Annotated in this window: 19 protein-coding genes; 13 read left to right on the top strand and 6 right to left on the bottom strand. The window is 62.8% G+C overall.

Features of this window, described 5'->3' with window-relative positions; genetic code table 11:
* Window positions 1-2 precede the first annotated feature (2 nt).
* From DZG07_RS07200 to DZG07_RS07185, 4 genes are read left to right on the top strand one after another with little or no spacing between them, the layout of a single operon-like run.
* Window positions 3-983 carry a branched-chain amino acid ABC transporter permease gene (locus tag DZG07_RS07200; RefSeq protein ID WP_119821490.1) on the top strand — a complete coding sequence of 327 codons (981 nt, stop codon included), beginning with the start codon at window positions 3-5 and terminating at the stop codon, window positions 981-983.
* Window positions 976-1725, top strand: coding sequence for an ABC transporter ATP-binding protein (locus tag DZG07_RS07195; RefSeq protein ID WP_119815527.1), 750 nt, complete (start codon window positions 976-978; stop codon window positions 1723-1725). The genes DZG07_RS07200 and DZG07_RS07195 overlap by 8 nt, the downstream gene beginning before the upstream one ends.
* On the top strand, window positions 1722-2408 hold the full coding sequence (locus DZG07_RS07190) for an ABC transporter ATP-binding protein (RefSeq protein ID WP_119815524.1): 687 nt from the start codon (window positions 1722-1724) through the stop codon (window positions 2406-2408). Before DZG07_RS07195 ends, DZG07_RS07190 begins: the two co-directional genes overlap by 4 nt.
* A gap of 48 nt (window positions 2409-2456) precedes the next feature.
* On the top strand, window positions 2457-2867 hold the full coding sequence (locus DZG07_RS07185; protein WP_119815521.1) for a RidA family protein: 411 nt from the start codon (window positions 2457-2459) through the stop codon (window positions 2865-2867).
* Between the two features lie 247 nt (window positions 2868-3114).
* Here DZG07_RS07185 and DZG07_RS07180 read toward each other — a convergent pair whose 3' ends face one another.
* Window positions 3115-4311, bottom strand: coding sequence for a pyridoxal phosphate-dependent aminotransferase (locus DZG07_RS07180; protein WP_119815518.1), 1197 nt, complete (start codon window positions 4309-4311; stop codon window positions 3115-3117).
* 80 nt (window positions 4312-4391) lie between these two features.
* Here DZG07_RS07180 and DZG07_RS07175 point away from each other — a divergent pair, with 80 nt between their 5' ends.
* Together DZG07_RS07175 and DZG07_RS07170 are read left to right on the top strand one after the other, a co-directional pair.
* Complete coding sequence (locus DZG07_RS07175) at window positions 4392-5075, top strand: GNAT family protein (RefSeq protein WP_119815515.1); 684 nt, start codon at window positions 4392-4394, stop codon at window positions 5073-5075.
* A 35-nt stretch (window positions 5076-5110) separates the two neighbouring features.
* Window positions 5111-5317, top strand: coding sequence for a hypothetical protein (locus DZG07_RS07170; protein ID WP_119821488.1), 207 nt, complete (start codon window positions 5111-5113; stop codon window positions 5315-5317).
* 61 nt (window positions 5318-5378) lie between these two features.
* Here the strand turns inward: DZG07_RS07170 and DZG07_RS07165 are convergent, their stop codons facing one another.
* Together DZG07_RS07165 and DZG07_RS07160 are read right to left on the bottom strand one after the other, a co-directional pair.
* Complete coding sequence (locus tag DZG07_RS07165) at window positions 5379-6815, bottom strand: ATP-binding protein (RefSeq protein WP_091915260.1); 1437 nt, start codon at window positions 6813-6815, stop codon at window positions 5379-5381.
* Window positions 6812-7528 (bottom strand): response regulator transcription factor, encoded by a 717-nt coding sequence (locus tag DZG07_RS07160; protein ID WP_091915262.1) that lies wholly within the window; start codon window positions 7526-7528, stop codon window positions 6812-6814. Before DZG07_RS07160 ends, DZG07_RS07165 begins: the two co-directional genes overlap by 4 nt.
* 240 nt (window positions 7529-7768) lie before the next feature.
* Here DZG07_RS07160 and DZG07_RS07155 point away from each other — a divergent pair, with 240 nt between their 5' ends.
* Complete coding sequence (locus DZG07_RS07155; RefSeq protein WP_245429599.1) at window positions 7769-8038, top strand: hypothetical protein; 270 nt, start codon at window positions 7769-7771, stop codon at window positions 8036-8038.
* Between the two features lie 45 nt (window positions 8039-8083).
* The gene (locus DZG07_RS07150) at window positions 8084-8338 is read left to right on the top strand and encodes a hypothetical protein (RefSeq protein WP_205826847.1); all 255 of its coding nucleotides are present in this window, start codon (window positions 8084-8086) and stop codon (window positions 8336-8338) included.
* Between the two features lie 963 nt (window positions 8339-9301).
* On the opposite strand, the gene DZG07_RS07140 is transcribed toward DZG07_RS07150, so the two are convergent.
* Window positions 9302-10228, bottom strand: a complete 927-nt coding sequence (locus DZG07_RS07140; RefSeq protein WP_119815508.1) for a rhodanese-related sulfurtransferase — start codon at window positions 10226-10228, stop codon at window positions 9302-9304.
* Window positions 10229-10403: 175 nt separating this feature from the next.
* Here DZG07_RS07140 and DZG07_RS07135 point away from each other — a divergent pair, with 175 nt between their 5' ends.
* Window positions 10404-11153 carry an N-acetylmuramidase family protein gene (locus DZG07_RS07135; protein ID WP_119815504.1) on the top strand — a complete coding sequence of 250 codons (750 nt, stop codon included), beginning with the start codon at window positions 10404-10406 and terminating at the stop codon, window positions 11151-11153.
* Window positions 11154-11337: 184 nt separating this feature from the next.
* Window positions 11338-11979: a 2-dehydro-3-deoxy-phosphogluconate aldolase gene (locus DZG07_RS07130; protein ID WP_119821484.1), complete on the top strand. Its 642-nt coding sequence runs from the start codon at window positions 11338-11340 to the stop codon at window positions 11977-11979.
* A 116-nt stretch (window positions 11980-12095) separates the two neighbouring features.
* On the opposite strand, the gene DZG07_RS07125 is transcribed toward DZG07_RS07130, so the two are convergent.
* Both DZG07_RS07125 and DZG07_RS07120 read right to left on the bottom strand, forming a co-directional pair.
* Complete coding sequence (locus tag DZG07_RS07125; RefSeq protein WP_119815501.1) at window positions 12096-13865, bottom strand: DUF882 domain-containing protein; 1770 nt, start codon at window positions 13863-13865, stop codon at window positions 12096-12098.
* A gap of 291 nt (window positions 13866-14156) precedes the next feature.
* The gene (locus tag DZG07_RS07120) at window positions 14157-15671 is read right to left on the bottom strand and encodes a sigma-54 dependent transcriptional regulator (RefSeq protein WP_119815499.1); all 1515 of its coding nucleotides are present in this window, start codon (window positions 15669-15671) and stop codon (window positions 14157-14159) included.
* Between the two features lie 146 nt (window positions 15672-15817).
* Between DZG07_RS07120 and DZG07_RS07115 the strand changes: the two genes are divergently transcribed.
* From DZG07_RS07115 to DZG07_RS07105, 3 genes are read left to right on the top strand one after another with little or no spacing between them, the layout of a single operon-like run.
* Window positions 15818-17653 (top strand): M3 family oligoendopeptidase, encoded by a 1836-nt coding sequence (locus DZG07_RS07115; protein ID WP_162931567.1) that lies wholly within the window; start codon window positions 15818-15820, stop codon window positions 17651-17653.
* A gap of 34 nt (window positions 17654-17687) precedes the next feature.
* Complete coding sequence (locus tag DZG07_RS07110) at window positions 17688-18836, top strand: aminodeoxychorismate synthase component I (protein ID WP_119815496.1); 1149 nt, start codon at window positions 17688-17690, stop codon at window positions 18834-18836.
* Entirely contained in the window at window positions 18785-19438 is a 654-nt protein-coding gene (locus tag DZG07_RS07105) for an aminotransferase class IV family protein (protein WP_119815493.1), read from the top strand. The genes DZG07_RS07110 and DZG07_RS07105 overlap by 52 nt, the downstream gene beginning before the upstream one ends.
* The last annotated feature ends 63 nt before the right edge of the window (window positions 19439-19501 follow it).

Here is a 19501-nt window from a genome sequence, read left to right as displayed (position 1 = left end):
CCATGAGCCGCGAAACCCTCATCAACATCCTTCTTGCAGCCGTCCTTCTGGCGCTGCCCTTCATCGCGACCGCGATGGAGGAGCCGTTCTACATCACGCTCGCCACCCGCATGGCGATCCTGGCCCTGGCGGCAGTGGGCCTCAACATCGCGCTCGGGCTGGGTGGACTGATCTCGTTCGGCCACGCTGCCTTCTTCGGCATCGGCGGCTATGTCGCCGGCATTTTTGCCAGCCATGCCTTCAACATGGAGCCGATGTTTTCCTCGCCCTTCGAATTTTCCGGCAGCGACCAGATGCCGGTAATCTGGCTGGCGGCGATGCTGGTCAGCGTTCTGGTGGCCAGCCCGATCGGCGCCATCAGCCTGAGAACGTCCGGCGTCTATTTCATCATGATCACGCTGGCCTTCGCGCAGATGATCTACTATTTCGCCATCTCCTGGCCGGCCTATGGCGGCGAGGACGGGCTTTCCATCATCACGCGCAACGGTTTTCCGGGCGTGAACACCGCCAACCCGCTGAGCTTCTTCCTGATCTGCTACGGCGTTCTGGCCGTCGCCCTGCTCATGTTCTGGCTGATCCAGAATTCGCGCTTCGGTGCGGCCCTTCAGGCCGGGCGGCAGAACGAGCAGCGCCTTGCCGCCGTCGGCATCGTGCCGTTCCGGGTGCGGCTGGTGGCGTTTGCGATCTCGGCGGCGATCACCGGCCTTGCCGGCGCGCTGTTTGCCGATCTCAACCGTTTCGTCAGCCCGTCCATGCTGTCGTGGCAGATGTCGGGTGAGTTGATCGTGCTGATCATCCTTGGCGGCACGGCGCGGCTGTTCGGGCCGGTTGCCGGTGCGATGCTGTTCGTGCTGTTCGAATTCGCGCTTGGCGGCGTCACCGAGCGCTGGCAGTTCTTCCTCGGCCTGATCCTGCTTGGCGTCGTGTTGTTTGCCCGCGGCGGGCTGATCGGCCTCGTTGCCGGAAAGGCGCGTCATGGCTGACACCGTCCTTTCCATTCGCGACCTGAAAAAGACTTTTGGCGCGCTGAAGGCGACCGACGGCGTAAGCATCGACCTGCGCCCCGGCGAAATCCACGCGCTGATCGGACCCAATGGCGCCGGCAAGACGACGCTGATCCATCAGATTTCCGGCTCCATCAAGCCGGACAGCGGCTCGGTGCATTTCCTTGGCGAAGATGTCAGCCGGCTTGGCGTGGCGGCGCGCGCCCGGCGCGGGCTTGGCCGCAGCTTCCAGATTTCGTCGCTGGCGCCGGAGTTTTCGGCGCTGCGCAATGTCATGCTGGCGGTGCAGTCGCGGCAAGGGTCGAGCTTCCGCTTCCTGCGCCCGGTGATGGCCGACAAATCGCTGACCGAACCGGCGATGGCAATGCTGGAGCGCACCGGCCTTGCCGCCCGCGCGCAGGTGCCGGCGGCCGCCTTGTCGCATGGCGAGCGGCGGCAGTTGGAGATCGCCATTGCGCTGGCGCTTGGCTCAAAGGCGTTCCTGTTCGACGAGCCGATGGCGGGCATGGGGCCGGAAGGCTCGAAAGCGCTGACTGCGTTCCTCGACAAGCTGCGCCAGGAAGCGCCGATATTGCTGGTCGAGCACGATATGGATGCGGTGTTTGCGCTGGCAGACCGCATTTCGGTGCTCGTCTATGGCCGCATCATCGCCAGCGGCACGGTGGACGAAATCCGCAACGACCCGGAAGTGCGCCGCGCCTATCTCGGGGAAGCCTCATGAGCCTTCTCGAAATATCCGGGCTGGAAAGCTTTTATGGCGCTTCGCAGGCGCTGTTCGGGGTCAATCTTGCGGTTGCCGAAGGCGAGGTCGTGGCGCTTATGGGCCGCAACGGCATGGGCAAGACGACGACGATCGGCTCCGTGCTCGGGCTCGTGCGGCCGCGCAATGGGGCGATCCGGCTGTCGGGGAAAGATGTCGCCGGAATGCGTCCGCATCGCATTGCCCGCTTCGGCATCGGGCTGGTGCCGGAAGGGCGGCGCTGTTTCCCGAACCTCACCGTCTACGAGAACCTCGTTGCCGCCGCGCGGCCCGGCGTCTGGACGCTTGCCCGCATCAACGAGCTTTTCCCGCGCCTGGAAGAGCGGCGTGACCAGTATGCCAACACGCTTTCGGGCGGCGAGCAGCAGATGCTGGCGGTGAGCCGCGCGCTGATGACCAATCCGAAGCTGCTGATCCTCGATGAAGCAACCGAAGGGCTGGCGCCGGTGATCCGGCAGGACATCTGGGCAGCGATCCGGCGGCTGAAGGCGGAGGGCCAGTCGATCCTCGTGGTCGACAAGACGCTGTCCGAACTTCTGCCGGTGGCCGACCGCTGCTTCGTGCTGGAAAAGGGCCGCACGGTGTTTTCCGGACACCCGAACGAACTGACCGCAGATTTGCAGGACCGTTATCTCGGTGTTTGAGACGCCGACAAGAAGAAGCCGATAGCAAGAACAGGACTGGAGACGACCATGACCGCACCAACCATTCATGAGGTGCTTCACCCGGCCAACTGGAAGGCCGCCAAGGGCTATGCCAACGGCGTGGCTGCGGAAGGGCGCGTGGTCTATCTCGGCGGGCAGATCGGCTGGACCGGCGATCAGGTGTTTGAAGCCAAGGACCTTGCCGGCCAGACGCGGCAGACCCTGCGCAACATCGTCGACATTCTGAAAGAGGGCGGCGGCCGGCCCGAGCACATCGTCAAGATGACGTGGTACATCACCGACAAGGCCGAATATCTCGCCAATCTGCGCGAGATCGGCGTCGCCTATCGCGACGTCATGGGCAAGCACTATCCGGCCATGGCCATGGTGCAGGTGGTGGCGCTGATGGAGGATGAGGCAAGGGTGGAGATCGAGGCGACGGCGGTGTTGTCGGCTTAGGCAGGTGTGATGGGGGTCTATTGCGTTTTAAAGATACCCCCACCCCTAACCCCTCCCCACAAGGGGGAGGGGGACTTTGTTGGACGGTAGTTCAACCCCATTCCTCAACGTTCTTGGTGGCTAAGGCGACGAGATCGTCTCCCTCCCCCTTGTGGGGAGGGGTTAGGGGTGGGGGTATGACGTCGCTCAGGTCCATCAGAGCGTCCGTATGCGACAGCCCTCTCGTAGACGGGTGAACAGAAACCCGTCAGCCCGCCTTCGCCCTTTCCAGAAAATCCCCGATCCGCTCCAGCGCGCGCAGGATGTTTTCCTCGGAATTGGCGTAGGAAAGGCGGATGTAGCCTTCGCCGAGAATGCCGAAATCCGGCCCGCCGATGAGCGCGACGCCGGCTTCCTCAAGCAGCGCCGAAGCCAGCTTCTTGGCCTTCCAGCCGGTCTTTTCGATGTTGGGGAAGGCATAGAAAGCGCCCTTGGGGGTGATGCAGGAGATATTCGGCAGGCCGTTCAGCCCCTCGACCACGGTTTTGCGACGGCGGTCGAAGGCGCGCATCATCTTTTCCACCTCGTCCTGCGGGCCGTCGATGGCCGCGATGCCGGCATACTGGCTCGGCGCGTTGACGCAGGACCAGCAATTGACCGCGAGCTTGCGCACCTTATCGTAGAGGCGGTTGCTTGCCGGCGAGTTCGGCCAGATCGACGAGCCCATGCGCCAGCCGGTCATCGCCCAGGTCTTGGACCAGCCATTGAGGATGATGAGCCGTTCGCGGATTTCGGGGAATTGCAGCAGCGAACAATGCGCCTCGCCGTCATAGGTCATGACGTCGTAGATTTCGTCGGACATGATGGCGACGTGCGGATGTGCCTCCAGCCCTTTGACCAGCTTTTCGATCTCGGCGCGCGGGGTGACGCCGCCGGTGGGGTTTGCCGGCGAGTTGAGGATCAGCAGCCGCGTCTTCGGTGTGATCAGCGACAGCGTTTCCTCGGCCGAAAAGGCAAAGCCATTGGCTTCGCGCATCGGCACGGGAACGGGCTTTGCGCCGGTGAATTCGATCATCGAGCGGTAGATCGGGAAGCCGGGATCGGGATATAGGATTTCGGCGCCCGGCTCGCCGAACATCAGGATCGCGGCGAACATGGTCGGCTTGCCGCCGGGCATGATCATGATGTTTTCCGGCGAGACCTCCACGCCGGTGAGCGCCAGCGTGCGCCGGGCGACCGCTTCGCGGGTGGCGAGCAGGCCGTTTGCCGGCGTGTAGCCATGGTGGCCGTCGCGTAGCGCCTTGATGGCGGCTTCGACGATGTGCTGCGGCGTGCTGAAATCGGGCTGGCCGATGCCGAGATTGATGATGTCGCGCCCCTCATGGGCAAGGGCGGTGGCGCGGGCCAGAACCGCGAAGGCATTTTCTTCGCCGAGGCGATCGAAGGCCGCAATCGTTTGGAGCATTTTTCCTGTCCGTGTGGTTCTGTCACTGGGCAAGCGTTTTTGTGAGTGTCGGGACGAAAAAGTCAATCGCAGGAGCCAATATGTCCGTCGATCTGAAGAACTGGCAGCCGAGGCCGCGGCCGCAGCGCGAGGTTATCGAGGGGCGCTATGTGCGGCTGGAACCTCTGGACGCGGCAAAGCACGGCGACGGGCTGTTCGAGGCATCGTCGGTCGCCGATGCCGGCGAGCGCTTCCGCTGGCTGCCGGAGTTTCCGCCGCAAACCCGCGCCGACTTCAAGCCCTGGCTGGACAGGGTGCAGGCCAGCGAAGACCCGCTTTTCTTCACTGTCATCGACAAGGCCAGCGGCAAGATCGCCGGGCGCCAAACCCTGATGCGGATCGACGCCGCCAATGGCGTCATCGAGATCGGCAACATCTATTGGGGGCCGATCATCTCGCGCAAGCCGGCGGCGACCGAGGCGCAGTATCTGTTCATGAAATACGCCTTCGATACGCTTGGCTACCGGCGCTACGAATGGAAATGCAACAATGCCAACCTGCCGTCGAAGCGCGCGGCCGAGCGCTTCGGCTTCCAGTTCGAGGGGATTTTCCGCCAGCATCTGGTGGTAAAGGGCGAAAACCGCGACACGGCGTGGTATTCGATTATCGACACGGAATGGCCTGCGCTGAAACGCGCCTATGAGGCGTGGCTCGATCCGGCTAATTACGACGCCGAGGGCAAGCAGAAGCGGCGACTGGAAGATTTCCGCGCCGAGGCTGCGTAGCCAACCGGAGCTGAGAGCGAACTGGAATGGTGATGATGGACGGGAAGAACCGTAATGCGGCGATCGCGGCAGCCGTGATCCTGCTGGGCTTCGGCATCGTCGGCTATTTCCTGCCCACGATCATGCTGGCGGTGGGCAACAAGTCGCCGGCGGCAGCGGGCGTGGTTGCCGTGCTGTTCGTTGCCGCTTTCTTCCTGGTCTTCTGGCTTCGGGGCCGCAGCCAGGCCAGGAAGCGGGATTAGATCGCCGCGCGTCCGTCCTGACGCACAAAGGACGATCTAACACTCAAAATGAATTCAGGTATCACTGCGCGGCGTGCAGTTGCGCGCCCTTTGCCAGCGGTATCGTCAATTCGGCGCGCAGGCCGCCGCCAGTCCTGTTGTGCAGCCGGACGTCGCCGCCGAAGCGCCGCGCGATGTTGCGGGCTATCGTCAGGCCAAGGCCGAAGCCGCCGGTCTGGCGGTTGCGTGAGGCCTCGACGCGGGCGAAGGGCCGGAAAATCTTCTCCATCTGGCCTTCCGGAATGCCGGGCCCGTCATCATCGATGGTGAGGAGAATTTCCGTCTCGTTTTGCGAAAGGACGAGACGGGCCTTGCCGCCATATTTGACGGCGTTGTCGACGAGGTTCGTCACGCAACGGCGCAGGGCAACGGTTCTGCCGTAGCAGACCAGGCCACGCGCATGCTTGCGCGATCCATCGAAGACGACCTGCGGGTTTCCGTCGGCAACCGAATCAACCAGCGACCAGAAGTCGATGCGCTCCGGTTCCTCGCCCTTGGCTTCATAGGTCGCGAAATCCAGCACCGACGACGAGATCGCTTCGATATCGGCGAGGTTCTGCATCAGCGCGGTGCGCAGCGGCGAATTGCGCAGGAGTTCTAGGCGCAGGCGAATGCGGGTCAGCGGCGTGCGCAGGTCGTGGGCAAGTGCGGCTGCCAGCAGTTCGCGGTCCTCGACATATTCGCGCAGCCTTGCCTGCATGGTGTTGACCGCGCGGGCGGCGGATTTGTATTCGCTGCTCCCGCGCTCGGCTAGCGGCGGGCTTTTCAGATCGTCGCCGATGCGCCGGACCGCACTTTCGAGCGCGCGGTAGGGCGCGGTGAGGCGACGCAGCGACCATATCGAAAGCAGCACCACAAGTGCGGCGACGGAGCCGTAAAGCGGCAGGCTATCCGTCGTCAGGATCGGGCTGAGCGGCGTCGACGGCATGACGAAATTAAGCCATTGGCCGTCCTTGAACTCGATCGAGGCGACCAGCGTGTCAGTCTTGTTGAAATCGGCGGAAAGATCGAGCAGTTCCCGCTCTATGCCACCGAGATTGTCGTCGGGTTCCGTGACCTTGTGCTTGGGATGTTCCTGCGCCTGGGCGCTTTCGCGGCGCACGCGCGCTTCCTCGACGCCGAATTTGGTCAGCCGGCCGACAATGACGTCCTCCAGCTCGGCCATCTCGTCGTCGGCCGGTATCGAGGAGGTGATCGCCGGCGTGTCGGAAATGGAGAGCACATAAGGCGCCACCGAAAGCCCGGCGGCTACGTGTTTTCGTTCCTCCGGCGAGGCTGCATACATCAGCTTGACCAGCGACAGTGCGCGGTCGTTGAGCCGGAACAGGTCGAGGATGGTGTTGGAGGCGACGCGCTCGCGCGAAACGATGGACAGCGTCGAAACCTGGATGGCCAGCAGGCCGGCGATAACGATCAGCAGGACCCAGGCAGGCAGGGATCGGGGCAGGAGCCACTTCATTCGGCCGCGACCTCGGGCACGAACTGGTAGCCGCCGCCGCGCACGGTGAGGATCAGCTTGGGCGAGCGCGGATCGTCCTCCATCTTGCGGCGCAGGCGGCTGACCAGAATGTCGACGCTGCGGTCGTAGCTGTAGTCGCCGTTCTGGTTCGACAGTTCGACAAGCTGGTCGCGGCTCAGCACGCGCTGGCCGCTGCGCACCAGCGTCTGCAGCAGGTTGAACTCCGCGGTGGTGAGCTCGACGCGGACTTCGTCGGGCCGCAACAGCCGGCGGCGCGCGGAATCGAGCGTCCAGCCTGCGAATTTGTAGATCTGCGGCACCGGACGATGATTGGCCCCCGCCGCACTGGGACGGCGCAGCACGGCACGCGTGCGGGCGAGCAGTTCCCTTGGGTCGAATGGCTTCGGCACATAGTCGTCGGCGCCCATCTCCAGCCCGACGACGCGATCGATCGTTTCTGTGACGGCGGTCAGCATGATGATCGGGATTTTCGAATGCGTGCGCAGGTCGCGGCAGATGTCTAGGCCGCTCTTTCCCGGCAGCATGACGTCGAGGATAATCAGGTCGACCGGTGCGCGGCGCAGTTCGGCCTGCATCTCGTCATCATCGCGGGCAGCCGACACGCGCATGCCATGCTTCTGGAAGAATTCCTGAAGCAGGTCGCGGATTTCCTTGTCGTCGTCGACGATGAGGATATGGGCGTCGGTTTTCAAAGGCGTTGTTTTCCCAGGCTCAAGCGAGAATGCATCTGCCCCGACCATGGCAGAATAAGGACGGGTTTGGGAGCGGTCGGCAGGCAAAAAACCGTGCGGAATTCGGCTGTTACAATCCAGAAACAAAACTCTGCAATCGGGAAAAATACCCGCAAAAACGGTCCGTCATAACAACCGTGCTGCTCAGGGCGTCTGAGGTGTCGGTTAGGGATCAAAATGCGAAAGCTCGTGACCAGTTCGATGATCGTTCTGCTCAGCGTGTTCTCGCTTGGCGCTGCCACCGAACAACCAATGGCGAAAAGCCCGGTAACCCGGACCGATCGCTGCAACAGCCTGCAGCAGCAGTTCGCTAACGCAATAACCAACCACGCTGAGGCAAAACGGGCCACCGAAGCGAAAGCTCTTCAGAAAAAAGCGACGAAGTTCTGTGCCGGCAAAGAGCAGGCTCAGGGCATTCGTGCCTACGCCACTGCACTGAAGATGCTCGGGGTGCAACCGGTCGATCCCTGACCGGCGAAACTCCACCCAGGCCCTTGTGAAAAAAGGAAACGTATCATGACCATCAACAAGACCCTCCTTTCCGCCGTCGGCATGGCCGTTGCTCTCACCTTCTCGGCTCCGGTTCTGACCGCTTCGACCGCCAACGCTGCCGGCGCCACGATGGCCCAGCCTTCGACCACGGCAACCACGCCGCTGGTGAAGAAAGCCACGCTGAAGAAGCCGGTTCATCACAAGAAGGTTTCGCACAAGAAGCATAAGAAGCACGCCAAGAAGGCAGCTCCGAAGACGGAAACCCCCGCCGTCCAGTAATCCCTGTCGGATCTTTCCCCCCAAGATCCGAACAATTCCGCCCTGGCGTGTATTGCGTCCAGGGCGGAATTTTTTGTGTTTGAGGTGGGTGGAGATGCGGTCCAGATATGTTCTCCGCGACCCGACACTCCGTCTCGTTTCATTTGCAACGGTGATGATCAGCCGGAGCCTCCCTCCCTTGGTCATCCTCGGGTCGCAGCATGAGCGGAGCGAATGCGAAGAACCCGGGGATCCATGCCGGAACACCTATGACGGCTGTCGCGGTGCAGAGCTGCCGAAACTGAAGCTTGCGAAGGTGTGGAAAGATTTCCACATAATTTCCCCTCAACCCGTTGTTTCCATTCACACCGAACACTTTTTCACGCCCAATCTATCCCCCTCTTTCCAGCCTGCCGCATACTTGCCCTCGCAAATCCGCTTCCAAACGGGATCCCTGGTGCGCACCGGGTGTCAGGGGGAAGCGTCGGCGTCCGGGCTGGTGGTGCTGCGGTAGCACTGCTGGGTGATGAACCCCTAAGCCCGGGTCCTTGGCGGCGGCTGGCCACGCGAATGTGGAGGCGACTGAGCGGGACAAGAGCGCTGGCGGGGCGCAATGGCTGCGCCACGAATTTACACTTAGGAAGGCAAGGCTTTTGCGCCCCGCATTCCCGGTTCTTTGACAATGGCCAGATGCAAAAGCAGGCGTGGCGATGAATAGGTGCGTCCTTCGAGGCTCGCTACGCTCGCACCTCAGGATGAGGGAGGGTGGCGATGAAGCGCGCCTCCTTCTCCCGTTGTGGGAGAAGGAGGCCAACCCGAAGGGAGGTCGGATGAGGGGTGTTGGAAGAAATGCGACGAGGGGACGGGGTAGCTATGCCTGCTACGGCTGTTCGGAACAGACGCCACTCCGTCCAACACCCCTCATCCGTCTTGGCGCTGTGCGCCAATCCACCTTCTCCCTCAAGGGGAGAAGGAGTGGCCCGCCTAGCTCCCGATATGCTTCTCGCCACGCTTCTCCGCCAGAGCCACCTGACGCTGGCGCTCGGCGTAGCGGGCGCGGTCCTCGTCGGTGCGGGCCTCATAGCAATGCGGGCAGGACACGCCATCGCTGAACTGCGGCGAAAGCTTCTCTTCCGGCGTGATCGGGTGGCGGCAGGCGCGGCAGAGGCCGATATCGCCCGGCTCGAGACCATGCGAAACGGAAACGCGCTCGTCGAAGACGAAGCACTCGCCCTGCCAGAGGCTTTCTTCGGCCGGCACATCCTCGAGATATTTCAGGATGCCGCCCTTGAGATGAAAGACGTCCTCGATGCCGAGCGATTTCACATAGGCGGTCGCCTTCTCGCAGCGAATGCCGCCGGTGCAGAACATCGCCACCTTGCGGCCCTCAAGCTCGTCGCGATGTGCCGCTACCCAGTCGGGAAACTCGCGAAAGCTCTTGGTCTTCGGGTCGACTGCGCCCTGGAACGTGCCGATCGAGACCTCATAGTCGTTGCGCGTATCGATGACCAAGGTGCCGGGGTCGGAAATCAGCGCGTTCCAGTCCTGCGGCGCGACATAGGCCCCGGCCCCTTCCAGCGGGTCGATGCCCTCCACGCCCATCGTCACGATCTCGCGCTTCAGGCGCACTTTCATGCGGTGGAACGGCATTTCGGCGGCGTGGCTGTATTTGAGCTCAAGCCCGGCAAGCTCGGGAATGGCTTCGAGCCAGGCGACGAGTTCGCCGATCGCCGCCTCGGTTCCGGCCACCGTGCCGTTAATGCCTTCGCGCGCAAGCAGCAGCGTACCCTTGATGCCACGAGCGCAGCAGAAGGCGGCCAACGGCGCTTGCAGCTCGGCAAACGCTTCGAACCGGCAGAACCGGTAGAGCGCGGCAACGCGGAAGGCTTGGCGGGATGTGGATGAATTCATGGTCACCGCCAGTAGCTTTTGAGCGTTTTTGTTTCAAGCCCGGTGAAAAATACCCATGTTTTCATAATCTTGCACCAGCGGCGCACCGGCGGGCATATCGTAAAACGCGCAAGTTTATCCCCGCCTGCGAAAACGCGGCGAGAATTGGCGGGCAAAACAAGGAGTGCCGCCGCAAATGTTCAGCAAGGAAACCATCCGCGAAATTTCCGCCGTCGCAAAGACCCTCGACATCGAACCCGCCGCATTGCTGGCCATTGCCGAGGTGGAAAGCGCCGGCAAGGCCTACGCTCTGGTGAAAGGGCGCAAGGAGCCGATGATCCGTTTCGAGGGCCACTATTTCGACCGACGCCTGTCGCCTGACAATCGCGCGAAAGCACGCGCGCAAAAGCTTTCGTCGCCAGCCGCAGGCGGCGTTCCGAACCCGAAGACGCAGGAGGCCCGCTGGCGCATGCTGGAACGCGCAGCAGCCATTGACCGCAAGGCGGCATATGAGTCCGTATCCTGGGGCCTCGGCCAGGTCATGGGCACCCATTGGGCATGGTTGGGCTTTGCCAATGTCGAGGCACTGGTGAGGCAGGCGCGCTCCGGCGTTGCCGGCCAGACGAGACTGATGGAGCGCTATATCGAAAAGAGCGGTCTCGTTCCGGCTATCCGCCGGCACGACTGGGATGCTTTCGCGCGCGGCTACAACGGGCCGGATTACAAGCGCCACGCCTACCACACGAAGATCGCAGCTGCCTACAAGCGCTACAGGGCGAGCGAGACGGCCAACGCCACAGCAGCTTCGCCATCTGGCGGTGCACCTGCCCGCAGCGAAATCTCGCCAACGGTCGCGCTTCCCGGTGCGGCGCCTGCCAAAACGGCACAGGCTGGCGGCTGGCGCGCAATGCTGAGGAAACTGGCGAACTTGCTCTGGAGGGGGTAACAACAATCCATGCTCACGTGGACTTGCCGGTCGGCGTCTGCTAAATCGATTGAAATTCATGGAGCATCGGACCGAAAAGTGAGTGCCGGTTTTCGGAATATTCCGATGCTCATTCAAACTACTAGATCGTCCTTTGCGCGTCCGAATGGACGCCCGGCGATCTAGCCTGCCAAGAGAAAGCATGATGTCCAGCAAGACCGAAAAGCTCCTTTCCCTCCTCGACGGCCAGCCGGTCATCCCTGTTTTGAAGATCGACAATGTGGCAGATGCCGTGCCGCTGGCGCGCGCTCTGGCGCGCGGCGGCTTGCGCGCCATAGAGATCACGCTGAGGACGCCCGATGCGCTGGAGGCGATCCGCCGGGCAGCAGGGGAGGTCGAGGAAGCGATCGTCGGCTCCGGCACCATTCTCGACGCCAGGCAGTTCGAGCAGGCCGAGAAAGCGGGCTCGAAATTCATCGTCAGCCCGGGCGTGACGCGCGAACTTCTTGCAGCCGCGGGCAACAGCGAAGTTCCGCTGCTGCCGGGTGCGATCACACCGGGCGAGATCATGGCCGCGCGCGAGGCCGGGCTGGATTTTCTAAAGTTCTTCCCGGCCGAACAGGCGGGCGGCGCATCCTTCCTCAAGGCGCTCGCCTCGCCCTTCGCCGGCATCAAATTCTGCCCGACCGGCGGCGTCTCCGCCAAGAACGCACGCGACTACCTGTCCCTGCCCAATGTGAACTGCGTCGGCGGCTCCTGGGTCGCGCCCGACGACCTCGTCAAGGCCGGCGATTGGGCTGCCATCGAGGCTCTAGCCCGTGAAGCTTCCGGCCTGCGCAAGGGCTGAGCACAAGCCACAGGCGCTCCTCCGTCGCAACACAGATGACGCTGCCGATACCGAACCCACAAACAAAAAGCGCCGGGCAAAACCCGGCGCTTTGTTTTTCGAGTTCGGCGTTGCCGTCAGTGGGTCTGGAAGCGCGCCACCGTCAGGAACTTGACCGCCTTGCCGGAGAAGCGGTTGGCATCGGCCAGCTGGTTCTCGGCCTGGAAACCGGCGGTGTAGACTTCACGCGGCGCGGTCCGCACGATGTTGTAGGCGAAGGAAGGTGCGCGCGTTCCGGCCGAAGCCTTGGTCACATAGTCGTTGTGCAGCACCCAGCGTGCGGCCTGCGGCTGGGCCGCGACCACGACCGGCTTGCGATCAGGCTTCGAATCCTGGGCGCTGGCGCGTGCCGCCTTGCGTGTCGTCTTGGCACCGGTATCGACCGCTGCGGCTGCCGAGGCGGACGTGGGGCGTTCGGTGACCGTTTCGCGCAAGGCCGCGGCATTGTTGAGTGCTGCGACGCGCGCATGGCTTGCCTTGAGCTCCGCATCGACGGCAGCGGCGTTGGCGGCTGCATCGGCATTGGCAGGCTCAGGCAGTGTCGGCCGCGCTTCGGGCAGCGCTGCCACGATCATGTCGCGATCGGCCGTTTCCGGGCGATTTCCCGGCAGCGGTACGGGCGAAGCGTCGGCCATCGTCCGGTTCTTGCCCTCGGGCTCGGCCAGTGCCAGCAGGATCGCTTGCTGCTGGGCAGGCGTCGCGAGTTCGGACGGCGGCGTGTAGTCGGGACGGCGCGTCGGCAACGGAATGTTGAGCGCGACCTCCTGCTCCGGAGCAGCCGGCGTCTCAGGCAATGGCGCACTCGCCATGCCGAACGGAACCTGTTCCGGTGCCTGAGCAGCGGCAACTGCCGGAGCAACCTCGGCTTGCGGGCGCGGCGCCAATGCCGGCAGCGGCACGTTGCGCGCCGGCAGGGCAGCTATGATGGTCTCAGGCGTCTGTTCCACCGGCTTCGGCGTATCCGCCACCGGAATATCGGCGCGCTGAGCCTCGTCCGGAGACAATATCTGGATGCCGGGCAAAGGTGCTGCCTTAGCCGCTGGGGCCTGTGCTGCCGGAGCCTGCCTGACGGCGGCCTTCGGAGCCGGTGCGGCAGAAGCTACGACCGGGCTGCTGTCTTCGTCGTCGTCGGCTCCACCGCCGCCGCCGAAGAAGGCTGCAAGAAGCCCGCCGGAGCGTTTGCTGCCGCTGTTGTTGCTGGCCAGCGCGATAGCCAGATCGCCCCTGCCCTTGCGGGCCTCATAGGCAGCGACCGCCTGCTCGAAGCCCGGCAACGGTTTGCCGTCGCTCGGCACATGCAGTGTCTTGCCGTTCGGGAAGACTGCGACCAGTTCCTTGCGGCTCATGCGCGGCCAATGGCGCACATTGCCGACGTCAAAGTGAACGAAGGGCGAGCCGGACGTCGGATAGTAGCCGACACCGCCAGCCTGCATCTTCAGGCCGATCTCGCGCAGCGTCTTGAGCCGCACGTCGGGGAGATAAAAATCCATCGCCTTGCCGAGCATGTGCTGGCTCTTGTTGGCGACACCCTTGCTGCGGCCGCGCAGCATGGAATTGGTGGCCGGCGAACGATAGGCCGAAACGACGTGGATGTAGTCGCGCGATCCGGAGGCCTTGTAAGCCTCCCAGACCAGGTCGAGAAGCCGCGGGTCCATCTTGGTCGGTTCGTTGCGGCGCCAGTCGCGCAGGAAGCGGTTGATCTGCTGCAGGCCGGACTGATCGTAGCGGCCATTCCGCTTGAACGTGATCTCTGCCTTCTCCTTGGTATGGATGAAGTAGAGCTTCAACGTCCGTGTCTCGGCGCTTGCCGCGGATGCTGCCAGAGTGAGGAAACCGAAGGCGACCATCAATACCGCCAGCAAACCTTGCCAGCCGGTCGTTTTGAAGAATCGCCGGGTTGTGAATCGCTCGATGCTAATCAAATCAAAAGGCCTTACAGACTGCCGTTTGTCCCCGGATTTGAATTTCCGGACGTGGAAAGTTACGTCCGAATATCGATCCTAATGGTTAATCACTGCTTATTGAAGTCGAAATGCGGTGACACCGTGGCATTATCCCGGCAAAAATTAAGCGCGGGAGTTCTTGGTAAACCGGGGGTTTATCGTCTGGGCCTTGCGTGGCGCTGGTTAAGAATTGGGTCAGGATACCAGGCGCTCGGCCCGACCAGTTTCCGGGTCGATACCATATTCTTTGAGCTTCCTGTACAAGGTCGAGCGTCCGATGCCAAGCCGGCGGGCAACCTCGCTCATCTGGCCGTTGTAGTGATCGATGGCCAGCTTGATCATCTCCAGTTCGACCTCCGCAAGCGACCGGACATTGCCTCGATCGTCGAGAGCTTTCAGGATGCCGAAATGCGTCTCAGGCGCGATTGCCGGCGGGGCGATGTGCATGCGCTCGACGTCGGATCGCCCGAGCGCAGGTTCAGCATCATCGCTGAGCGCCTCGTCGGAGGCTACATCCTCAAGCCTGATGACCCCTTCGACCTGCGCCCTGATCTGCGGAAATTCTTCCTCGGTCAGCACGTCACCTTCGCACAGCACGGACGCCCGAAATACCGCATTTTCCAATTGGCGGATGTTGCCGGGCCAGTCATAGGCCTGAAGCATCGACAAGGCCCGCGACGAGATATCCACGACACGGCCGCGCCCATCCGACGGCGGCACTTTCGCCATGAAATGCCGAACGAGATGCGGAATATCGTCGCGGCGCTCGCGCAGCGGCGGCACGTAGATGGGATAGACATTCAGCCGGTAGAAAAGGTCTTCGCGGAACTTTCCGTCCTTGACCTGCTGCAGAAGATTGCGGTGCGTGGCCGAAATCAGTCGGATATCGACCTTGACGGTCGCCCGCCCGCCGACCGGATCGACTTCACCATCCTGCACTGCGCGCAGCAGCTTGACCTGCACGTCGAGCGGCAGGTCACCGATCTCGTCGAGAAACAGCGTGCCCGTATGAGCTTCTACAAACTTGCCCGTATGCTTCTCGGTCGCGCCGGTGAAGGAGCCCTTCTCATGGCCAAACAGAATGCTCTCGACCAGATTGTCGGGGATCGCGCCGCAATTGACGGTGACAAACGGCTTCGACCGGCGCGCGCTCGAACCTTGGATGGCGCGGGCGACGAGTTCCTTGCCGACGCCCGATTCGCCCTCGATCAGGATGGGAATGCTGGAAGCGGCAGCCTTCTGGCCGAGCCGGATCACCCGCTCCATCGCCTGGCTTCTGGTGATCATGTCCTTGAAGGTCAGCGTGCCGCCACCGCGGATCGAACGCTTCGCCTCGCTGCTCAGCGTCTCGATCTTCAAGGCATTGGTGATCGCCGTCTTCAACCGCTCCGGAGAGGCCGGCTTGACCACGAAATCGAACGCGCCGTGACGCATTGCCGAGACAACGGTCTCGATGCCGCCTTGGGCGGTCTGGACGATGACGGGGAGCGTGATGCCGCGCTCGCGCATGGCCGTGAGCACGCCGATGCCGTCGATGCCGGGCATCGCCAGATCGAGGATGACGACCGAGACGTCACCGCCTTCAAGCAGCCTGAGCGCCGCTTCGCCACCATCTGCCAGCACGGATTCATAGCCGAACTTCGTGACTGCGGCTTCCAGAAGGCGCCGCTGCACGGGATCGTCGTCGACTATGAGAACGCAAGCTGCCATGAATAATTCGGAGAATCGCACTAGAGATTGATTGCTGTCTGGATCAGACTGGCACAGGGTTCTAAATAAGGTTTCAAAAAAGCCGGTGAACGAAAGCTTTAAGAAAAGTCCGGCCTTCTCCTCGTCTGAAATCGGAAGGTAATTCTATGCGCATGGTTTCGGGGCGGAACGCCGCTCCACTGACCTCCGGCCACGCAGCCGGTGATCTTGGCGATCTTCCCGAATGGGATCTGACCGACCTCTATGCGGCCATGGATGCGCCGGAACTGAAACGCGACCTCGAAAAGGCGGCGAAAGACGCAATCGCCTTCGAGACCCGTTGGAAGGGAACGCTGGCGATTGAAGCCCAGAAGGGTGCCAGCGGCCGGCTCGGCGAAGCGCTCCGCACCTACGAGGCCATCGAGGAACTGATCGGCCGCATCGCCTCCTACGCAGGGCTGATCTATGCCGGAAACACTGCCGACCCGCAGCGCGCCAAGCTCTATGGCGACATCCAGGAGAAGATGACCGACGCCAGCGCGCATCTGCTGTTTTTCGCGCTGGAGCTCAACCTCGTCGAGGACGAGCATGTTCTTGCCGCACTCGATGCCGACCCGGCTTTCGGCCATTACCGCCCCTGGGTGCTCGACCTGAGAAAGGACAAGCCCTTCCAGCTGGAAGACCGCATCGAACAGCTTTTCCACGAAAAGTCGATCACGGGGCGCGGTGCCTGGAACCGTCTGTTCGATGAGACGATGACCGATCTGCGCTTCGACATCGATGGCGAAGAGCTGACGCTGGAGCCAACCCTGAACCGACTTCAGGATGTCGATGGCGAGGTGCGGCGCAAGGCGTCGGAAGCCTTGGCCGCCACCTTCAAGGAAAACCTGCGCACCTTCACGCTGATCACCAACACGCTCGCCAAGGACAAGGAAATCTCCGACCGCTGGCGCGGCTTCGAGGATATCGCCGACTCGCGCCACCTCGCCAACCGCGTCGAGCGCAGCGTCGTGGATGCGCTGGCTTCCGCCGTTCGCGACGCCTATCCGCGCCTGTCGCACCGCTATTATGCGATGAAGGCGCGCTGGCTCGGCATGGACGTGATGAACCACTGGGACCGCAACGCGCCGCTGCCCGAAACACCGCAGGCGACGATCGGATGGGACGAAGCGAGAGACACGGTATTGTCGGCCTACCAGCGATTCTCGCCGGATATGGCGCAGATCGCGCGCACCTTCTTCGACCGCCGCTGGATCGACGCGCCGGTGCGGCCTGGCAAAGCGCCCGGCGCCTTCGCGCACCCGACAGTGCCGTCGGCTCACCCCTATGTGCTGCTCAACTATATGGGCAAGCCGCGCGACGTGATGACGCTGGCCCACGAGCTCGGCCACGGCGTGCATCAGGTGCTTGCCGGCGCGCAGGGCGCGCTGATGGCCTCAACGCCGCTAACGCTTGCCGAGACTGCCTCGGTTTTCGGCGAAATGCTGACCTTCCGCTCACTGCTCGACAAGACCACCGAGCGGCGCGAGCGCAAGGCGATGCTCGCCCAGAAGGTCGAGGACATGATCAACACGGTCGTGCGCCAGATCGCCTTCTACGAGTTCGAGCGCAAGGTGCACACCGAACGCCGCAACGGCGAACTGACGTCCGACAAGCTCGGCCAGTTCTGGCTGGAAGTGCAGGCCGAAAGCCTGGGGCCGGCGATCAGGCTGCGCGAAGGCTACGAGACCTTCTGGACCTATATCCCGCACTTCATCCATTCGCCCTTCTACGTCTATGCCTATGCCTTCGGCGACTGCCTGGTGAATTCGCTCTACGCCGTCTACCAGAACGCCGAACGGGGATTTCAGGAGAAGTATTTCGACATGCTGCGCGCCGGCGGCACCAAGCACCACTCCGAGCTGCTGAGACCGTTCGGCCTCGACGCCTCCGACCCGGCCTTCTGGCAGATCGGCCTTGCCGTCATCGGCGACCTGATCGACGAGCTGGAAACGCTCGATTGAGCCGGGCAGATTTGGAATTCACCGGTTAAGCGCGATGCCAGCATCCCCGTTCGTCCTGTTCCGCGACGATCCAGCCGGCCACGAACTCCTGTTCGACCGGCCGCACAAGATTATTGTCGCCGACACGCCGGAGAGCTTCTTCCCGGCACTTGAGGCAGCACAGGCAGCCCATGATGCCGGCAAATGGCTTGCCGGCTATTTTTCCTACGAGGCCGGCTATCTTCTGGAGCCCAAGCTGCGGCCGATCCTGCCGGAAGGACGCCGCGCGCCGCTGGTCTGCCTTGGCGTCTTCGACGGTCCATCGGAAAACGATCTGCCCGGCTTTCGTCAGCCGGTCACCAACGGCCCAATCTTCGATGCCCGCGCGACATGGTCGTTCGAGGACTACGAGAAGCGTTTTTCACGCCTGCACCAGCATCTTCGGCAGGGCGACTGCTACCAGGGCAACCTGACTTTCCCGATCCACGCCTCATGGTCGGGCGACCCGCTTGCCGCCTTCAATGCACTGACCGAACGCCAGCCGGTGAAATATGGCGCGCTGGTTTCGCTTGGCGATCCGATCATCCTGTCGCGCTCGCCGGAGCTTTTCTTTCAGATCGATGGCGAAGGCTGGATCGAGACGCACCCGATGAAGGGCACGGCGCCGCGCGGTACGACCCCGGAAGAGGACGAGGCGCAGCGCCACTTCCTGCGCAACGACCCGAAGAACCAGGCGGAAAACCGCATGATCGTCGATCTGTTGCGCAACGACATCTCGCTGATCAGCGAAGTCGGCACGCTCGACGTGCCGGAGCTTTTCAAGATCGAGACCTACCCGACGCTACACACCATGGTCAGCCGGGTGCGGGCAAAGCTCCTGCCCGACCTGTCGATCGCGCGGATATTTGCCGCCCTCTTCCCATGCGGCTCGATCACCGGCGCGCCCAAAATCAGGGCGATGGAAATCCTGCACGATCTGGAAGGCACGGCCCGCGACGCCTATTGCGGCGCGATTGGCTGGATCGCGCCCGGCGGCACGATGCGCTTTTCCGTCGCCATCCGCACCATCTCGCTCTATCCCGAGGGCGAGGCCGTCTACAATGTCGGCGGCGGTATCGTCTTCGATTCGACGGCTGAAGAGGAATATGAGGAATGTCTTCTGAAGGCCCGCTTCGCGACGGGAACCCGCCCGACTTCGAACTGATCGAGACACTGCGCTGGGAGCCGGCGCAAGGTTTCGTCCGGCTTGAGCGGCATATGGCGCGGCTTGAAGCGTCGGCGCGTGATCTCGGTTTCAAGTTTGAACAGGCTGTGGTGGAGCACGAACTCTCGAACAGCGGAAGCGCACCGCTCCGCATTCGCCTGACGCTCGACGGGGCGGGCAATGCGAAGGTCACCACACAGCCTTTCGCGCCGCTCCCGGCCGACACCATCTGGAAGCTTGCCATCGCCAAGACACGGCTGGCTTCAAACGATCAGCTGTTGCGCCACAAGACGACGAAACGCGCGGCCTATGAGGCAGCACGGGCGGAATTTCCGGCAGATGCGGCCAACGAAGTCATCCTGCTGAACGAGCGGGACGAGGCCTGCGAGGGAACCATCACCACGCTGTTCATCGATACCGGCGACGGTGTGCTGCGGACGCCGGCGCTCCGTTGCGGCTTGCTGGCCGGTGTTCTGCGCGCCGAATTGCTGGAAACTGGAAAGGCCATCGAAGCCGTTCTCACAACTGACGATCTATACAAGGCAAAAACCCTCTTCGTCGGCAATTCGCTGCGGGGCCTCATCCGGGCACGGCTGGCCTAGCAGAGCTTTCTTGTGCCCAGCTTCAGGAACGGCATAGTGCCGCTGAACGACCATCCGGACCAT

The organism is Mesorhizobium sp. DCY119 (genome assembly GCF_003590645.1).
Taxonomy (GTDB): Bacteria; Pseudomonadota; Alphaproteobacteria; order Rhizobiales; family Rhizobiaceae; genus Mesorhizobium_M.
This window is presented reverse-complemented; position numbering and strand designations above follow the sequence as displayed.

Excerpts from the sequence above, each read along its gene's own strand:
- DZG07_RS07200 (WP_119821490.1), top strand. The coding sequence starts at position 3 with ATGAGCCGCGAAACCCTCATCAACATCCTTCTTGCAGCCGTCCTTCTG.
- DZG07_RS07195 (WP_119815527.1), top strand. The coding sequence starts at position 976 with ATGGCTGACACCGTCCTTTCCATTCGCGACCTGAAAAAGACTTTTGGC.
- DZG07_RS07190 (WP_119815524.1), top strand. The coding sequence starts at position 1,722 with ATGAGCCTTCTCGAAATATCCGGGCTGGAAAGCTTTTATGGCGCTTCG.
- DZG07_RS07185 (WP_119815521.1), top strand. The coding sequence starts at position 2,457 with ATGACCGCACCAACCATTCATGAGGTGCTTCACCCGGCCAACTGGAAG.
- DZG07_RS07180 (WP_119815518.1), bottom strand. The coding sequence starts at position 4,311 with ATGCTCCAAACGATTGCGGCCTTCGATCGCCTCGGCGAAGAAAATGCC.
- DZG07_RS07175 (WP_119815515.1), top strand. The coding sequence starts at position 4,392 with ATGTCCGTCGATCTGAAGAACTGGCAGCCGAGGCCGCGGCCGCAGCGC.
- DZG07_RS07170 (WP_119821488.1), top strand. The coding sequence starts at position 5,111 with ATGGACGGGAAGAACCGTAATGCGGCGATCGCGGCAGCCGTGATCCTG.
- DZG07_RS07165 (WP_091915260.1), bottom strand. The coding sequence starts at position 6,815 with ATGAAGTGGCTCCTGCCCCGATCCCTGCCTGCCTGGGTCCTGCTGATC.
- DZG07_RS07155 (WP_245429599.1), top strand. The coding sequence starts at position 7,769 with ATGATCGTTCTGCTCAGCGTGTTCTCGCTTGGCGCTGCCACCGAACAA.
- DZG07_RS07150 (WP_205826847.1), top strand. The coding sequence starts at position 8,084 with ATGACCATCAACAAGACCCTCCTTTCCGCCGTCGGCATGGCCGTTGCT.
- DZG07_RS07140 (WP_119815508.1), bottom strand. The coding sequence starts at position 10,228 with ATGAATTCATCCACATCCCGCCAAGCCTTCCGCGTTGCCGCGCTCTAC.
- DZG07_RS07135 (WP_119815504.1), top strand. The coding sequence starts at position 10,404 with ATGTTCAGCAAGGAAACCATCCGCGAAATTTCCGCCGTCGCAAAGACC.
- DZG07_RS07130 (WP_119821484.1), top strand. The coding sequence starts at position 11,338 with ATGTCCAGCAAGACCGAAAAGCTCCTTTCCCTCCTCGACGGCCAGCCG.
- DZG07_RS07125 (WP_119815501.1), bottom strand. The coding sequence starts at position 13,865 with ATGGTCGCCTTCGGTTTCCTCACTCTGGCAGCATCCGCGGCAAGCGCC.
- DZG07_RS07120 (WP_119815499.1), bottom strand. The coding sequence starts at position 15,671 with ATGGCAGCTTGCGTTCTCATAGTCGACGACGATCCCGTGCAGCGGCGC.
- DZG07_RS07115 (WP_162931567.1), top strand. The coding sequence starts at position 15,818 with ATGCGCATGGTTTCGGGGCGGAACGCCGCTCCACTGACCTCCGGCCAC.
- DZG07_RS07110 (WP_119815496.1), top strand. The coding sequence starts at position 17,688 with ATGCCAGCATCCCCGTTCGTCCTGTTCCGCGACGATCCAGCCGGCCAC.
- DZG07_RS07105 (WP_119815493.1), top strand. The coding sequence starts at position 18,785 with ATGTCTTCTGAAGGCCCGCTTCGCGACGGGAACCCGCCCGACTTCGAA.